The sequence below is a fragment of the Streptomyces lushanensis genome (genome assembly GCF_001700515.1).
Lineage (GTDB): Bacteria > Actinomycetota > Actinomycetes > Streptomycetales > Streptomycetaceae > Streptomyces > Streptomyces lushanensis.
On record NZ_MAUD01000392.1, the window covers coordinates 1 to 15,462 of the forward strand.

The 15,462-nt window shown below is 70.0% G+C and carries 16 protein-coding genes; 1 reads left to right on the forward strand and 15 read right to left on the reverse strand.

The genetic code is table 11. The features are described 5' to 3' along the window. The 12 genes from coaBC to pyrR form a co-directional block, all read right to left on the reverse strand. Nucleotides 1-913: bifunctional phosphopantothenoylcysteine decarboxylase/phosphopantothenate--cysteine ligase CoaBC (coaBC, locus tag BFF77_RS27210; protein ID WP_066954820.1), on the reverse strand; the 913-nt coding region annotated here is incomplete at its 3' end. A gap of 222 nt (nucleotides 914-1,135) precedes the next feature. Next, nucleotides 1,136-1,408, reverse strand: coding sequence for a DNA-directed RNA polymerase subunit omega (gene rpoZ / locus BFF77_RS27215; RefSeq protein WP_003970369.1), 273 nt, complete (start codon nucleotides 1,406-1,408; stop codon nucleotides 1,136-1,138). Nucleotides 1,409-1,512: 104 nt separating this feature from the next. Continuing rightward, nucleotides 1,513-2,076: a guanylate kinase gene (gene gmk / locus BFF77_RS27220; RefSeq protein WP_066954824.1), complete on the reverse strand. Its 564-nt coding sequence runs from the start codon at nucleotides 2,074-2,076 to the stop codon at nucleotides 1,513-1,515. A 38-nt stretch (nucleotides 2,077-2,114) separates the two neighbouring features. Beyond that, the gene (locus tag BFF77_RS27225; RefSeq protein ID WP_066954827.1) at nucleotides 2,115-2,438 is read right to left on the reverse strand and encodes an integration host factor; all 324 of its coding nucleotides are present in this window, start codon (nucleotides 2,436-2,438) and stop codon (nucleotides 2,115-2,117) included. Nucleotides 2,439-2,772: 334 nt separating this feature from the next. Continuing rightward, nucleotides 2,773-3,573, reverse strand: coding sequence for an orotidine-5'-phosphate decarboxylase (gene pyrF / locus BFF77_RS27230; protein ID WP_066954857.1), 801 nt, complete (start codon nucleotides 3,571-3,573; stop codon nucleotides 2,773-2,775). A gap of 131 nt (nucleotides 3,574-3,704) precedes the next feature. After that, entirely contained in the window at nucleotides 3,705-4,814 is a 1,110-nt protein-coding gene (locus tag BFF77_RS27235; protein ID WP_066954831.1) for a quinone-dependent dihydroorotate dehydrogenase, read from the reverse strand. A gap of 20 nt (nucleotides 4,815-4,834) precedes the next feature. Then, entirely contained in the window at nucleotides 4,835-8,161 is a 3,327-nt protein-coding gene (carB, locus tag BFF77_RS27240; protein WP_066954836.1) for a carbamoyl-phosphate synthase large subunit, read from the reverse strand. Further along, nucleotides 8,154-9,311, reverse strand: coding sequence for a glutamine-hydrolyzing carbamoyl-phosphate synthase small subunit (gene carA, locus BFF77_RS27245; RefSeq protein WP_066954840.1), 1,158 nt, complete (start codon nucleotides 9,309-9,311; stop codon nucleotides 8,154-8,156). The genes carB and carA overlap by 8 nt, the downstream gene beginning before the upstream one ends. Further along, nucleotides 9,308-9,940, reverse strand: a complete 633-nt coding sequence (locus BFF77_RS27250) for a PH-like domain-containing protein (protein ID WP_079125541.1) — start codon at nucleotides 9,938-9,940, stop codon at nucleotides 9,308-9,310. Before BFF77_RS27250 ends, carA begins: the two co-directional genes overlap by 4 nt. 8 nt (nucleotides 9,941-9,948) lie before the next feature. Continuing rightward, entirely contained in the window at nucleotides 9,949-11,235 is a 1,287-nt protein-coding gene (locus BFF77_RS27255; protein WP_066954843.1) for a dihydroorotase, read from the reverse strand. Nucleotides 11,236-11,260: 25 nt separating this feature from the next. Next, the gene (locus BFF77_RS27260; RefSeq protein ID WP_066954846.1) at nucleotides 11,261-12,259 is read right to left on the reverse strand and encodes an aspartate carbamoyltransferase catalytic subunit; all 999 of its coding nucleotides are present in this window, start codon (nucleotides 12,257-12,259) and stop codon (nucleotides 11,261-11,263) included. A gap of 85 nt (nucleotides 12,260-12,344) precedes the next feature. Beyond that, nucleotides 12,345-12,950, reverse strand: coding sequence for a bifunctional pyr operon transcriptional regulator/uracil phosphoribosyltransferase PyrR (gene pyrR / locus BFF77_RS27265; RefSeq protein ID WP_066954849.1), 606 nt, complete (start codon nucleotides 12,948-12,950; stop codon nucleotides 12,345-12,347). A gap of 232 nt (nucleotides 12,951-13,182) precedes the next feature. Here pyrR and bldD point away from each other — a divergent pair, with 232 nt between their 5' ends. After that, a complete protein-coding gene (bldD, locus tag BFF77_RS27270) occupies nucleotides 13,183-13,683 on the forward strand; it encodes a transcriptional regulator BldD (protein ID WP_030355502.1) in 501 nt (166 codons plus the stop codon). A 189-nt stretch (nucleotides 13,684-13,872) separates the two neighbouring features. On the opposite strand, the gene nusB is transcribed toward bldD, so the two are convergent. The 3 genes from nusB to BFF77_RS27285 form a co-directional block, all read right to left on the reverse strand. After that, nucleotides 13,873-14,301, reverse strand: coding sequence for a transcription antitermination factor NusB (gene nusB / locus BFF77_RS27275; protein WP_066954852.1), 429 nt, complete (start codon nucleotides 14,299-14,301; stop codon nucleotides 13,873-13,875). Between the two features lie 2 nt (nucleotides 14,302-14,303). After that, complete coding sequence (gene efp, locus BFF77_RS27280) at nucleotides 14,304-14,870, reverse strand: elongation factor P (RefSeq protein WP_046501979.1); 567 nt, start codon at nucleotides 14,868-14,870, stop codon at nucleotides 14,304-14,306. A gap of 62 nt (nucleotides 14,871-14,932) precedes the next feature. Then, nucleotides 14,933-15,462, reverse strand: a 530-nt coding sequence (locus BFF77_RS27285) for a M24 family metallopeptidase (RefSeq protein WP_141698541.1), incomplete at its 5' end; no start/stop codon positions are given.

Genomic DNA, 15,462 nt, shown 5'->3' on the forward strand with positions numbered 1-15,462 from the left:
GGTCACGCTGGTGCGTAATCCGGACATCCTCGCCGTCCTTCTTCTTGATCTTTCCCTCGGCGTACACGGCCGGTCTGAAGTCGGCGACGGCAGCCGCCATGACCACCGCGTCGGCCTCCGCGGCGGCCTTCAGCACGGCCTCCCTGAGCTGTACGGCCGTCCCGACATGGACCACGTCGACGCCCGCCGGGTCCGCCATCCCCGTATTGGCCTCGATCAGGGTGACCCTGGCCCCCCGGGCCGCCGCCGTACGGGCCAGGGCGAATCCCTGCTTGCCCGAGGAACGGTTCCCCAGATAACGCACCGGGTCGAGCGGCTCGCGCGTACCGCCCGCGCTGACCACGACATGGCGGCCCGCCAGATCCGTTTCCGGGACACCGCGCGACAGGATCCGGCGGCAGAGCTCGAAGATCTCGCCCGGATCGGGCAGCCGGCCCTTGCCGGTGTCGACACCGGTGAGCCGGCCGACGGCGGGCTCGACGACCACGGCCCCGCGGCGGCGCAGCGTCGCGACATTCTCCCGCGTGGCCGGGTGCTCCCACATCTCGGTGTGCATCGCCGGTGCGAAGACGACCGGGCAGCGGGCGGTGAGGAGCGTATTGGTGAGCAGATCGTCGGCGAGACCGTGCGCCGCCCTGGCGAGCAGATCCGCGGTGGCCGGGGCGACGACGACCAGATCGGCGGACTGCCCGATCCGTACGTGCGGCACCTCATGGACATCGGCCCAGACCTCGGTGGAGACGGGATGGCCGGAGAGCGCCGACCAGGTCGCGGCGCCGACGAAGTGCAGCGCGGAGGCGGTCGGCACGACCCGTACGTCATGACCCGACTCGGTGAGTCTGCGCAGCAGCTCGCACGCCTTGTACGCGGCGATCCCGCCGGCGACCCCCAGAACGACCTTCGGCTTCTCCACCGTGTCTCCCCTCGACCTTTTCGCACCCGGCACGCGCTCGTATGCCCGGCCGTCGCTGACATTCCCACGTCCGTACGCCCGTACGTCCCAAGGACATGACACACCACAGGCCCGGCAGTCCGCTGCCGGGCCTGTGGATGGACGAGAAACAAGAACGAGAGAAAGAACGAACGAGAGAAAGTACGAACGTCCTGCTCAATCGCTGGAACGTGACCGCCGGACCTACTGAGCGGGGCCCTCGATGGCCTCGGAGGTCAGCAGACCCGCGTTGATCTCGCGCAGGGCGATGGAGAGCGGCTTCTCGTGGACATGGGTGTCCACCAGCGGACCGACGTACTCGAGCAGGCCCTCGCCGAGCTGCGAGTAGTACGCGTTGATCTGGCGCGCGCGCTTCGCCGCGTAGATCACGAGGCTGTACTTCGAGTCCGTGGCCTCGAGCAGCTCATCGATCGGCGGGTTGATGATGCCCTCGGGCGTGGTGATGGAAGAGGACACTCTCTAGCCTTCCGAAGAAAATGCAGGGAAATTCAGGAGATACCGGCGGCTCCTGGCGGTGCCACCGACGGCGGGATTCCCGATCGGGAAAAGCCCACAAAAGATCATGCAACTGCCATCAAGGCTAGCAGCTCACGTGCGACGTCCTCGACAGAGGTGTTGACCAGGGTCGTATCGAACTCCGACTCGGCGGCCAGTTCCACCTTGGCGGCCGCCAGGCGGCGTTCGATCACCTCGGGCGATTCGGTGCCCCGGCCGGTGAGCCGGCGCACCAGCTCGTCCCAGCTCGGCGGCGCCAGAAAGACCAGCCGGGAATCGGGCAGCGATTCCTTGACCTGCCGGGCGCCCTGGAGATCGATCTCCAGAAGGACGGGGTCACCCGATCCCAGCCGGTCGAGAACCGCCTGCCGCGGAGTGCCGTAGCGATGGCCCGCGAACTCCGCCCATTCCAGCAGTTCACCATTGGCGACCAGTTTGTCGAACTCCTCGTCGGAGACAAAGAAGTACTGGACGCCGTGGCGTTCGCCGGGGCGCGGTTTTCTGGTGGTGGCCGACACCGAGAGCCATACCTCGGGGTGGACCTTGCGCATATGGGCGACGACCGTGCTCTTACCGACCCCGGAAGGGCCGGAGAGCACGGTCAGCCGCGGTCGTGCCTCTGCTGCCATGCAGCGATTATCCAGGTTCCCGGGAGTCTCCGGGAACGTCAGGCGCCGCTGCCGCCGAACTCGCGCTCAAGGGAGGCGATCTGGTTGGAGCCGAGACCTCGGACACGCCGGCTCTCGGAGATGCCGAGCCGCTCCATGATCTGCTTGGCGCGGACCTTGCCCACGCCGGGCAGGGACTCGAGCAATGCGGAGACCTTCATCTTCCCGATGACGTCATTCTCCTGGCCCTGCTTGATGACGTCATGGAGAGAGGCGCCGGAGTGCTTGAGTCGATTCTTGACCTCGGCCCGCTCCCGGCGAGCCGCGGCGGCCTTTTCGAGCGCGGCTGCGCGCTGTTCAGGGGTAAGGGGCGGAAGAGCCACGCCTACGTCACCTCGGATGTCGAACTGTCGGATACGGACCGGTGAGGAACCTGTTCGCCCCACACCAGGCGAGCAACGGGCAACGTACTGCACGTTGGCTCTCGACGGAGACTAGCGGCCAAGGCCGCTGGAGTCAGCGAGAACAGACGAAAAGTCCTGGTCAGCATCGATCAGGGGTGACATTTTGGTCATTTTGCCCAACTTTTTGGACAGCCGGCCCGGCGAGAACCCCGTGATCGGCGTCCATCTGTACCGGGCAAGCACCCGCCGGGCGCTTCGGCGGACCTCGCCACAGGCCGCGCCGCCGGCCTCCCCGCGCGCCCGGACACGCCCGTCACACCTCTGCGACCGCCGCCCGCACCTCGTCCGCGAACCGCCGCGCGGCCTCCCGAAGGGCACTGATGTCCGGACCGTGGCGCAGCACACCTCGGCTGACGCTCGGCACCACGTTGCCCACCGCGCCACCGAACAAACCGGGCAGATCGGCCGGGGTCGCGCCTTGCGCGCCGATGCCGGGTGCCAGCAGCGGACCGTTGATCGCGAGATCCACGCCCGCCCGCGCGAGCGTCGCGCCGACGACCGCGCCGACCGACCCGAGCGGCTCCGCTCCCGCGTTCTCGGCGGCCATGTGGTCGAGCATGAGCTGTGCCACCGAGCGGCCGTCGGCGGTGGTGGCCCGCTGCACCTCGGCGCCCTCCGGATTGGAGGTGAGCGCGAGCACGAAGACGCCGGAGCCCGAGACGGCCGCCGCGTCCAGCGCCGGGCGCAGTGATCCGAAGCCGAGGTACGGCGAGACCGTGACCGCGTCCGAGAAGAGCGGCGAGTCCTTGTCGAGATAGGTCGCCGCGTACGCGCCCATCGTCGAGCCGATGTCACCGCGCTTGGCGTCCATCAGGACGAGCGCTCCGGCGGCCCGCGCCTCCTCGACGGCCTTCTCCAGTACGGCGACACCGCGCGATCCGAAGCGCTCGAAGAACGCCGACTGCGGTTTCAGCACGGCCACGCGGTCGGCGAGCGCCTCCACCGTCGTGCGGGTGAAGCGCTCGAGGCCCGCGACGTCGTCGCCGAGACCCCAGGCCGCGAGCAGCGATCCGTGCGGGTCGACACCGACACAGAGCCGGCCCCGCGTGTCCATGGCGTGCCGCAGCCGGGCACCGAAGGACTCCGGGACGTCGCGATGCCCCCCGGAGCCAGGTCCGGTGCCGGTGCCACCGCTGATGTCCGTCCCCGTGCCGGACCGTTCTGCGGCGCCGGACAGTTCCTCGGTCATACGGTCACCTTCCGGGTGTCCGCGCCGACGGCCTCGGCGAGCGTGGCGTACGGGCTGGCCCTGAGCCGGGCCGCGAGTCCCTTGTGCACCGCGCGGCTCCAGAACGGGCCCTCGTAGACGAACGCGCTGTAGCCCTGGACCAGCGTGGCTCCGGCGAGGACGCGCTGCCAGGCGTCCTCGGCGTTCTCGACACCGCCCACCCCGACCAGTGTGATCCGGTCGCCCACCCGTGCGTACAGCCGGCGCAGCACCTCCAGCGAACGTGCCTTCAGGGGCGCGCCCGACAGTCCGCCGGTCTCCGCGGTCAGCGCGGCGCCCGATCTCAGCCCGAGCCCCTCGCGCGCCACGGTGGTGTTGGTGGCGATGATCCCGTCCAGACCGAGGCCGACGGCGAGGTCGGCCACGGCGTCGATGTCCTCGTCCGCGAGATCGGGCGCGATCTTGACGAGCAGCGGGACCCGGCGCCCGGTGACGGTACGGTCGGCCGCCTCCCGTACGGCGGCCAGCAGCGGCCCGAGCAGGTCGACGGCCTGGAGGTCGCGCAGTCCCGGGGTGTTGGGCGAGCTGACGTTGACCACGAGATAGTCCGCGTGGCCCGCCAGTCGCTCGGTGGAGAGAACGTAGTCGGCGATCGCCTCACCCTCGGGGACGACCTTGGTCTTGCCGATGTTGACGCCGACGGTCGTCCTGAAGACCGCGCGGCGGGCCGCCAGCCGTGCCGCCACGGCGGCCGAGCCCTCGTTGTTGAAGCCCATCCGGTTGACCAGGGCGCGGTCGGCCATCAGCCGGAAGAGCCGCTGCCGGGGGTTGCCGGGCTGCGGCTCGCCCGTGACCGTGCCGATCTCGACATGGTCGAAGCCGAGCATGGCCATGCCGTCGACGGCCAGGGCGTTCTTGTCGAAGCCCGCGGCGAGCCCGAAGGGACCGTGCATCCGCAGGCCGAAGGCCTCGGTACGCAGTTCCCCGAAGCGCGGCGCGAGGGCCGCGGCGACGAACGTACGCAGCACGGGCACCCGGGCCACCAGCCGGATCCAGCCGACGGCCAGATGGTGGGCGCGCTCCGGGTCCATCCGCCGGAAGACCAGCCTGAAGAAGAATCTGTACATGGGGTGGGTCTTCCTCCGGCCTAGTCCTCGCGCGCCGCGATCAGTCGCTCCGCGTGCTCCTGGAGCGAGCGGACACCGACCTCGCCGTGGTTGAGGGCGTCGATGCCCTGGACGGCGGCGGCCAGCGCCTGGACCGTCGTCAGACACGGGACACCGCGCGCCACGGCCGCGGTGCGGATGTCGTAGCCGTCGAGCCGGCCACCGGTTCCGTACGGGGTGTTGACGATCAGGTCGACCTCCCCGTCGTGGATGAGCTGGACGACGGTCTTCTCGCCGTCCGGGCCCTCGCCCTCGCTGTGCTTGCGCACCACGAGCGCGTTGATCCCGTTGCGCCTGAGCACCTCGGCGGTGCCCGAGGTGGCGAGCAGTTCGAAGCCGTGGGCGACCAGCTCGCGCGCCGGGAAGATCATCGAGCGCTTGTCGCGGTTGGCGACGGAGATGAAGGCGCGGCCCTTGGTGGGCAGCGGGCCGTACGCGCCCGCCTGCGACTTGGCGTACGCCGTGCCGAAGGCCGAGTCGATGCCCATGACCTCGCCGGTGGAGCGCATCTCCGGGCCGAGGACGGTGTCCACCCCGCGCCCGTGGATGTCGCGGAAGCGCGACCAGGGCATCACGGCCTCCTTGACGGAGATCGGCGCGTCGAGCGGCAGTGTGCCGCCGTCGCCGTGGGCCGGGAGCAGTCCTTCGGCGCGCAGCTCGGCGATGGTGGCGCCCAGCGAGATCCGGGCGGCGGCCTTGGCGAGCGGTACGGCGGTCGCCTTGGAGGTGAAGGGGACCGTACGGGAGGCGCGCGGGTTGGCCTCCAGGACGTACAGGATGTCGCCGGCCATCGCGAACTGGATGTTGATCAGCCCGCGCACTCCGACACCCTTGGCGATGGCCTCGGTGGAGGTGCGCAGCCGCTTGATGTCGAAGCCGCCCAGGGTGATGGGCGGCAGGGCGCACGCCGAGTCGCCGGAGTGGATACCGGCCTCCTCGATGTGCTCCATCACTCCGCCGAGATACAGCTCGGCGCCGTCGTAGAGCGCGTCCACGTCGATCTCGATGGCGTCGTCGAGGAACCGGTCCACCAGGACCGGCCGGGTCGGACTGATCTCGGTGGACTCTGCGATGTACGAGGAGAGCCTGGTCTCGTCGTACACGATCTCCATGCCGCGCCCGCCCAGGACGTACGAGGGCCGCACCAGGACCGGATAGCCGATCTCGTCGGCGATGGCCTTGGCCTCGGCGAAGGTGGTGGCGGTGCCGTGCTTGGGCGCGGGCAGTCCGGCCTCGGCCAGGACCCGGCCGAAGGCGCCGCGGTCCTCGGCGGCGTGGATCGCCTCGGGAGGCGTGCCGACGATCGTTACGCCGTTGTCCTTGAGCGCCTGGGCGAGACCGAGCGGTGTCTGGCCGCCGAGCTGCACGATGACGCCCGCGACCGGGCCGGCCTGCGATTCGGCGTGCACGATCTCCAGGACGTCCTCCAGGGTGAGCGGCTCGAAGTAGAGCCGGTCGGAGGTGTCGTAGTCGGTGGAGACGGTCTCCGGGTTGCAGTTGACCATCACGGTCTCGTAGCCCGCGTCGCTGAGCGCGAACGAGGCGTGGACACAGGAGTAGTCGAACTCGATGCCCTGGCCGATCCGGTTGGGCCCCGAGCCGAGGATGATCACGGCGGGCTTCTCGCGCGGCGCGACCTCGCTCTCCTCGTCGTACGAGGAGTAGAAGTACGGGGTCTTCGCGGCGAACTCGGCCGCGCAGGTGTCCACCGTCTTGTAGACCGGGCGCACTCCGAGGGCGTGCCTGACCTCGCGGACCACGTCCTCGCGCAGACCGCGGATCCCGGCGATCTGGGCGTCGGAGAAGCCGTGCCGCTTGGCCTCGGCGAGCAGTCCGGGCGAGAGCCTCTCGGCGCCGGCCAGCTCGTCGGCGTACTCCTTGATCAGGAAGAGCTGGTCGACGAACCAGGGGTCGATCTTCGTCGCTTCGAAGACCTCCTCCTGGGTGGCGCCGGCGCGGATCGCCCGCATGACGGTGTTGATCCGGCCGTCGGTGGGCACCTTCGCGGTCTCCAGCAGCGCGTCCTTGGCACCCGGCGCCGCGAGGGCGGCGTCCTCGGCGAAGGAGAACTGGCTGCCGGCCTTCTCCAGCGAGCGCAGCGCCTTCTGGAGCGCCTCGGTGAAGTTGCGGCCGATGGCCATGGCCTCACCGACGGACTTCATGGTGGTGGTGAGGCTGGCGTCGGCCGCCGGGAACTTCTCGAACGCGAAGCGCGGCACCTTGACGACCACATAGTCGAGCGTCGGCTCGAAGGACGCCGGTGTCTTCTCGGTGATGTCGTTGGGGATCTCGTCCAGCGTGTAGCCGACGGCCAGCCGGGCGGCGATCTTCGCGATCGGGAAGCCGGTGGCCTTGGAGGCGAGCGCGGAGGAGCGGGAGACCCGCGGATTCATCTCGATGACGATGACCCGGCCGTCCTCCGGGTTGACCGCGAACTGGATGTTGCAGCCGCCGGTGTCCACACCGACCTCGCGGATCACGGCGATGCCGATGTCCCGCAGGATCTGGTACTCGCGGTCGGTGAGCGTCATCGCCGGCGCGACGGTGATGGAGTCGCCCGTGTGCACGCCCATCGGGTCGAAGTTCTCGATGGAGCAGACGACCACGACGTTGTCGTTCTTGTCGCGCATCAGCTCCAGCTCGTACTCCTTCCAGCCGAGGATGGACTCCTCCAGGAGCACCTCGGTGGTCGGCGAGAGCATCAGGCCCTGTCCCGCGATCCGGCGCAGCTCGCCTTCGTCGTGGGCGAAGCCGGAGCCCGCGCCGCCCATGGTGAAGGAGGGGCGGACGACGACGGGATAGCCGCCGAGCGTGCCGACTCCGGCCAGCACCTCGTCCATGGAGTGGCAGATCACCGAGCGCGCGGACTCGCCGTGGCCGATCCTGGCGTTGACGGCCGCGACGACCTCCTTGAAGAGATCGCGGTCCTCGCCCTTGTTGATCGCCTCGACATCGGCGCCGATCAGCTCGACCCCGTACTTGTCGAGGGTGCCCGCGTCATGGAGGGAGATCGCGGTGTTGAGCGCGGTCTGACCGCCCAGGGTGGGCAGCAGCGCGTCCGGGCGCTCCTTGGCGATGATCTTCTCGACGAAGTCGGGGGTGATCGGCTCGACATAGGTGGCGTCGGCGATCTCCGGGTCCGTCATGATCGTGGCGGGATTGGAGTTGACCAGGATGACGCGCAGGCCCTCGGCCTTGAGGACGCGGCAGGCCTGGGTACCGGAGTAGTCGAACTCGGCGGCCTGGCCGATGACGATCGGTCCTGAACCGATGACCAGGACGGACTGGATATCGGTGCGCTTAGGCACGCTGGTCCTCCATCAGGGATACGAAGCGGTCGAAGAGATAGGCGGCGTCGTGCGGCCCCGCGGCTGCTTCGGGGTGGTACTGGACGCTGAAGACCGGCCGGTCGAGCAGGCGCAGGCCCTCGACCACGTTGTCGTTGAGACAGATGTGGGAGACCTCGGCGCGGCCGTAGGGGGTGTCGGAGATCCGGTCGAGCGGAGCGTCCACGGCGAATCCGTGGTTGTGCGCGGTGATCTCGACCTTCCCCCACCCGCCGTCGGCGTCCCGCTCCTGCACCGGCTGGTTGATGCCCCGGTGGCCGTACTTGAGCTTGTACGTACCGAAGCCGAGCGCGCGGCCGAGGAGCTGGTTGCCGAAGCAGATCCCGAACAACGGCGTACCGCGCTCCAGGACGCCCTTGACGACGGTGAGATCGGCGGTGGCCGGGTCGCCGGGACCGTTGGACAGGAAGACGCCGTCGGGAGCGGTCGCGTACACCTCGTCCAGGGTGGCGGTGGCCGGCAGGACATGCACCTCGATACCGCGCTCGGCCATCCGCCGGGGTGTCATGCCCTTGATGCCGAGGTCCAGCGCGGCGACGGTGAACCGCTTCGGTCCTGTGGCGGGCACGACGTAGGACCGCTCGGTGGCGACCTCGGCGGAGAGATCGGCGCCCGACATCGCGGGCACCTCCCGGACGCGCGCGAGCAGGGCCGTCTCGTCCGCGAGCGCCTCGCCGGAGAAGATCCCGACGCGCATCGCGCCGCGCTCGCGCAGGTGGCGGGTGAGCGCGCGGGTGTCGACACCGCGGATGCCGACGACACCCTGGGCGAGGAGTTCCTCGTCGAGCGAGCGCCGTGAGCGCCAGTTGGACGGCATGCGCGCGGGATCGCGTACGACATAGCCGGCGACCCAGATCCGCTTCGACTCCGGGTCCTCGTCGTTGACACCGGTGTTGCCGACGTGCGGCGCGGTCATCACGACGACCTGGCGGTGGTAGGACGGGTCGGTGAGGGTCTCCTGGTAGCCGGTCATACCGGTGGAGAACACCGCCTCGCCGAACGTCTCCCCGACGGCCCCGTAGGCACGGCCGCGGAAGCTGCGGCCGTCCTCCAGGACGAGTACGGCGTCGGGCGCCTGGGCGCGGGCGGTTCCCCGGGTGGAGGTGGTCATCGTGCGGGGCCTTCCGTCGTGACGTGCGTGGTGTCCGTGACTGCGTGCGCGGCGGCGATCGCGTTCCCCGCGGCACGGGGCAGGGCGTTGACGGCCTCGACCCAGGCGGTGTGCTCGGCGGAGCGGTCGGAGCGGAAGCCCGAGTCGATCAGCGTGCCGCCGTGCTCCCAGGTGACGATCAGCAGTCCGCCCTCGGCGAGGACCTTGCCCGCGATGCCCTTGTCGAGCCGTGCCTCGCGCAGCTGTGCGGCGGGGACGAAGAAGTCGTTCGCGCCGGGGCGTACGACCTCCAGCCCGGAGTCGGTGAGTGTCAGCTCCACCCGGCTGCGGGCGCCGAGGCCGTGGGCCACGATGCGGTCGAGCCACTGCCCCGCGGTGGTGGAACCGTGGTAGCGGCCGGTCATGGTGAGGGTGGCCGGACCGGGTGCGGCGGGCGCGACGGGCAGCTCGGGCAGCCCGGACTGAAGGCTGCCGCGCCACTTCCAGCCCTGGCGCATCAGCCAGTAGACGAGCGCGACGAAGAGCAGCAGACCGACGACCCAGCCCAGGCGGGCGGCCCAGTCGGTCACCTCCGCCGACTTCTGCTCGGCGGTCGCGGGGACCGGAAGGGCCAGAGGGAGGTGAAGCATCGCACTTGTCACGCCAGATTCCCGTCGACGACCGTGGCGCGGCCCCGGAGGAAGGTGTGGGTGACGCGTCCTGGCAGCTCACGGCCCTGATAGGGGGTGTTGCGGCTGCGGGAGGCGAAGCCCGTCGGGTCCACAGGACCACGGTATGCCGGATCGACCAGGGTGAGGTTGGCGGGCTCGCCCACCGAGACGGGACGGCCGTGGCCGGTGAGACGGCCGATACGGGCCGGGCGGAACGACATCCGGTCGGCCACCCCGGCCCAGTCCAGCAGCCCGGTCTCCACCATGGTCTCCTGGACCACCGACAGCGCCGTCTCCAGGCCGACCATGCCCATGGCGGCGGCGGCCCACTCGCAGTCCTTGTCCTCGTGCGGATGCGGCGCGTGGTCGGTGGCGACGCAGTCGATCGTGCCGTCCGCGAGCGCCGCGCGCAGCGCCTGTACGTCCGCCTCGGTCCGCAGCGGCGGGTTCACCTTGTAGACCGGGTCGTACGAGCGGACCAGCTCGTCGGTGAGCAGCAGATGGTGCGGGGTGACCTCGGCCGTCACGTTCCAGCCCTTGGACTTCGCCCAGCGCACCAGCTCCACGGACCCCGCCGTCGAGAGATGGCAGATGTGGACGCGCGAGCCGACATGGGCGGCGAGCAGCACATCGCGGGCGATGATCGACTCCTCGGCGACGGCCGGCCAGCCGCCGAGCCCCAGCTCGGCGGAGACGACGCCCTCGTTCATCTGCGCGCCCTCGGTCAGCCGCGGCTCCTGGGCGTGCTGCGCGATCACTCCGTCGAACGCCTTCACGTACTCCAGCGCCCGCCGCATGATCACGGCGTCGTCCACGCACTTGCCGTCGTCCGAGAAGACCCGCACCTGGGCGGCGGAGTCATGCATGGCGCCCAGTTCGGCGAGGTGCTTGCCCTCCAGCCCGACGGTCACGGCGCCGACGGGCTGGACATCGCAGTAGCCGTGCTCCCGGCCCAGCCGCCAGACCTGCTCGACCACACCGGCGGTGTCGGCCACGGGGAAGGTGTTGGCCATGGCGTGGACGGCGGTGAAGCCGCCGAGGGCGGCGGCCCGGGTGCCGGTCAGCACGGTCTCGGAGTCCTCGCGGCCCGGCTCCCGCAGATGCGTGTGCAGATCGACCAGACCGGGCAGCAGCACCTGTCCCTCGGCCGCCACGACCGCGGCGTCGCCCGCGTCCAGCCCCGCGCCCGTCGCCGCAACGGTCCCACCGTCGATCAGCACGTCCTGCGGCTCACCGCCGAGCACCCGCGCGCCCCGGATAAGGATCTTGCTCATGGTTACTCGTTCTCCTCGTTGCGGGTTACGGGCGGGAATGGGTGACGGCGGGCTCGTTGCCGCCGAGCAGCAGATAGAGCACGGCCATCCGGATCGAGACACCGTTGGCGACCTGCTCGACGGCCGTGCAGCGGTCGGAGTCGGCGACCTCCGCGGTGATCTCCATACCGCGGTTCATCGGACCGGGATGCATCACGACGGAGTCGCCGGGCATCCGGCTCATCCGGTCGCCGTCCAGTCCGTAGCGGCGGGAGTACTCGCGCTCGGTCGGGAAGAACGCGGCGTTCATCCGCTCGCGCTGCACGCGCAGCATCATCACGGCGTCGGACGTGGGCAGCACCCGGTCCAGGTCGTAGGAGACCTCGCACGGCCAGCGCTCGACACCGATCGGTACGAGCGTGGGCGGAGCGACGACGGTGACCCGGGCGCCGAGCGTGTGCAGCAGCAGGATGTTCGAGCGGGCGACGCGGCTGTGCAGCACATCGCCGACGATGGTGACCCGCCGCCCGTCGAGGCCGCGCCCTGTGCCCTGGTCGGCGCCGACCAGCCGGCGGCGCAGGGTGAAGGCGTCGAGCAGCGCCTGGGTGGGGTGCTCATGGGTGCCGTCGCCGGCGTTGACCACCGCGCCGTCGATCCAGCCGGAGGTGGCGAGCCGGTACGGAGCGCCGGACGCGGGGTGCCGGATGACGACGGCGTCGGCGCCCATCGCCTCCAGTGTCAGCGCGGTGTCCTTGAGCGACTCGCCCTTGGAGACGGACGAGCCCTTGGCGGAGAAGTTGATGACGTCGGCCGACAGACGCTTGGCGGCGGCCTCGAAGGAGATCCGGGTGCGGGTGGAGTCCTCGAAGAAGAGATTGACGACGGTACGGCCGCGCAGCGTCGGCAGTTTCTTGATGGGCCGGTCGGCGACGCGGGCCATCTCCTCCGCGGTGTCGAGGATCAGCACGGCGTCGTCACGGCTGAGATCGGCCGCCGAGATGAGATGGCCGGGGGTGCGGGGACTTGCCCCGGGGAGGCGCAGCATCGGGAGAGTGCTCCGGTGTCTGGGTGTGCGGGCGTGCGGGCGCACGGAGGCGTCCGTACGGGATCAGGACGTACGGAGGCAGGGGCTACTGCTCGCCGGACGTGACAGGCCGCTGGAGGCCGAGCAGCACGGTGTCCCGGCCGTCCTCCTCGGCGAGCTGCACCTTGACCGTCTCCCGCAGCGAGGTGGGGATGTTCTTGCCGACGTAGTCGGCGCGGATCGGCAGCTCGCGGTGGCCGCGGTCGACCAGGACGGCGAGCTGGACGGCGCGGGGCCGTCCGATGTCGCCGAGGGCGTCGAGGGCGGCGCGGATGGTACGGCCGGAGAAGAGCACGTCGTCCACGAGGACCACGAGACGTCCGTCGACACCGTCGGCGGGGATGTCGGTGCGGGCCAGCGCGCGGGCGGGACGCAGCCGCAGGTCGTCGCGGTACATCGTGATGTCGAGGGAGCCGACCGGGATCGAGCGTCCGGTGATCTCCGCGAGCTTGTCGGCCAGCCGGCGGGCCAGATACACACCGCGGGTCGGAATGCCGAGCAGCACCACGTCGTCGGCGCCCTTGGCGCGTTCGACGATCTCGTGGGCAATACGGGTCAGGACCCGCGCGATGTCGGGGGCCTCCAGCACGGGGCGCGCGGCACCGGAGCTGTCGGCCGACGAGTCTGTCGTGTCTGTGTCCACAGGAACCATGGGAGAACAGACCTCCTTCTCCGCCTCACGGGACGGACTTTAAAGGACGTCGGATTTACGCCACTCAGGCTAGCAGGGCGTCCGTCGGACACCTGGCGGTACCCCCTCGGAAGGCAGTCAGGAGGCGGCGGAAAGCCGTGCGGGGACCCGGTCGGTGAGCCCTCGGCTTGACGCATCCAAGTAACGCTGCGTAACCTCACAGTGAGTTACCAGACTTCGTCCGGGGAGCTATATGTCCAGCGAATACGCAAAGCAGCTCGGGGCCAAACTCCGCGCCATCCGCACCCAGCAGGGCCTCTCGCTCCATGGCGTGGAGGAGAAGTCCCAGGGCCGCTGGAAGGCCGTGGTGGTCGGTTCGTACGAGCGTGGCGACCGTGCCGTGACGGTGCAGCGCCTCGCCGAGCTGGCGGATTTCTACGGGGTCCCCGTGCAGGAACTGCTTCCTGGCACGACGCCCGGCGGAGCCGCCGAGCCGCCGCCGAAGCTCGTCCTCGACCTGGAGCGGCTGGCCCATGTGCCGCAGGAGAAGGCGGGCCCGCTCCAGCGGTACGCGGCGACGATCCAGAGCCAGCGCGGTGACTACAACGGCAAGGTGCTGTCGATCCGCCAGGACGATCTGCGCACGCTGGCCGTGATCTACGACCAGTCGCCGTCGGTCCTGACCGAGCAGCTCATCAGCTGGGGCGTCCTCGACGCGGACGCCCGCCGCGCGGTGGCCCACGAAGAGGGCTGACCGAATCCGGCATAACAGCAGAAACGTCACCTCCGGGGGGCGGTCCCGCACTGCCCGCGGGACCGCCCCCCGGCGCGTCCGGCGCCCGTACCCTCAAGCGCCGGACGGGCCGCTGAGCCCGTCCGGCGCTTGAGGACACCGCACAGCGCCCGTCCGGCGCTTCGAGGAAGACACGGTCCGTCCCGGGCCTCAGGCGCGGCGCAGACTCGGCTTGAGGTCCTTGAAGCGGCCGAGCAGGCCGTTCACGAAGGACGGCGAGTCGTCGGTGGAGAACTCCCTGGCGAGCTGGACCGCCTCGTCGATCACGACCGCGTCCGGGGTGCCGTCCACCCACACCAGCTCATAGGCGCCGAGCCGCACGATGTTCCGGTCCACGACCGGCATCCGGTCCAGCGTCCAGCCCACCGAGTAGGTGGAGATGAGATCGTCGATACGGTCCGCGTGCTCCGCGTACCCCTCGACCAGCTCCATCGTGTACTCACCGACCGGCGGCTGCCGGTCGTCGGTCCGGGCATGCCGTATCCAGTCGGCGAGAACCGTCTGCACGGACGCCCCGCGCTGGTCGGCCTCGAAGAGAATCTGGAAAGCACGCTTACGGGCATTGCTCCGGGCAGCCACGGTTAGCTGTTCACCCGGCCGAGGTACTCGCCGGAGCGGGTGTCGACCTTGATCTTCTCACCCGTGGTGATGAAGAGCGGAACACCGATCTCGTAACCGGTCTCCAGCGTCGCCGGCTTGGTGCCGCCGGTGGAGCGGTCGCCCTGGACGCCCGGGTCGGTGTGCTGGATGGTCAGCTCGACGGCGGCGGGCAGCTCGACATAGAGCACCTCGCCCTCGTGCGTGGCGACGCTGGCGGTGAAGCCCTCCAGCAGGAAGTTGGCGGCGTCGCCGACGGCCTTGCGGTCGACCATGAGCTGGTCGTAGGTCTCCATGTCCATGAAAACGAAGTACTCGCCGTCCATGTACGAGAACTGCATGTCGCGGCGGTCAACGGTGGCCGTCTCGACCTTCACGCCGGCGTTGAAGGTCTTGTCGACGACCTTGCCGGAGAGCACGTTCTTCAGCTTGGTGCGCACGAAGGCCGGGCCCTTGCCGGGCTTGACGTGCTGGAACTCGACGACGGACCAGAGCTGGCCCCCGTCGAGCTTGAGCACCAGGCCGTTCTTGAGGTCGTTCGTGGAAGCCACGGTTGCGGAATCTCCTGGACTGAAGCTGGTGGACGACCGAGGGTGTGCGCGGTGCCTGGGCACTAGAGCGCGAGCAGTTCCTTGGTCGTGATGGTGAGTAGCTCGGGTCCGCCGTCCGCCTCGGGGCGGACGACGAGCGTGTCATCGATCCGGACACCGCCCCGGCCCGGGAGGTGGACCCCCGGTCCGACGGTGACCGGCACACAAGCGTCCAGTTTACCCATGGCGGCGGGAGCGAGCTGCGGGTCCTCGTCGATTTCGAGTCCGACGCCATGTCCCGTACGGGGTGCGAGCCGCTCGCCGTGCCCGGCGGCCTCCAGCGGCTGCCGGGTCGCGCGGTCCACGTCGCGGTAGCCGGCGCTCGGTACGAGGGCCTCCCGACCTGCCCGTTGTGCCGAGAAGACCAGCTCGTACAGCTCGATCTGCCAGTCGGCGGGAGAGGTTCCGATGACAAAGGTACGGCCGATCAGACACCGGTATCCGCGGTAGTCGGCGCCGAGGCCGACGGACAGGAAATCGCCCTCCTCGACCCGTCGGTCCGAGGGATGGTGGCCGCTGCGGCCCGAGTTGGGCCCGGTGGCCACCATCCCTC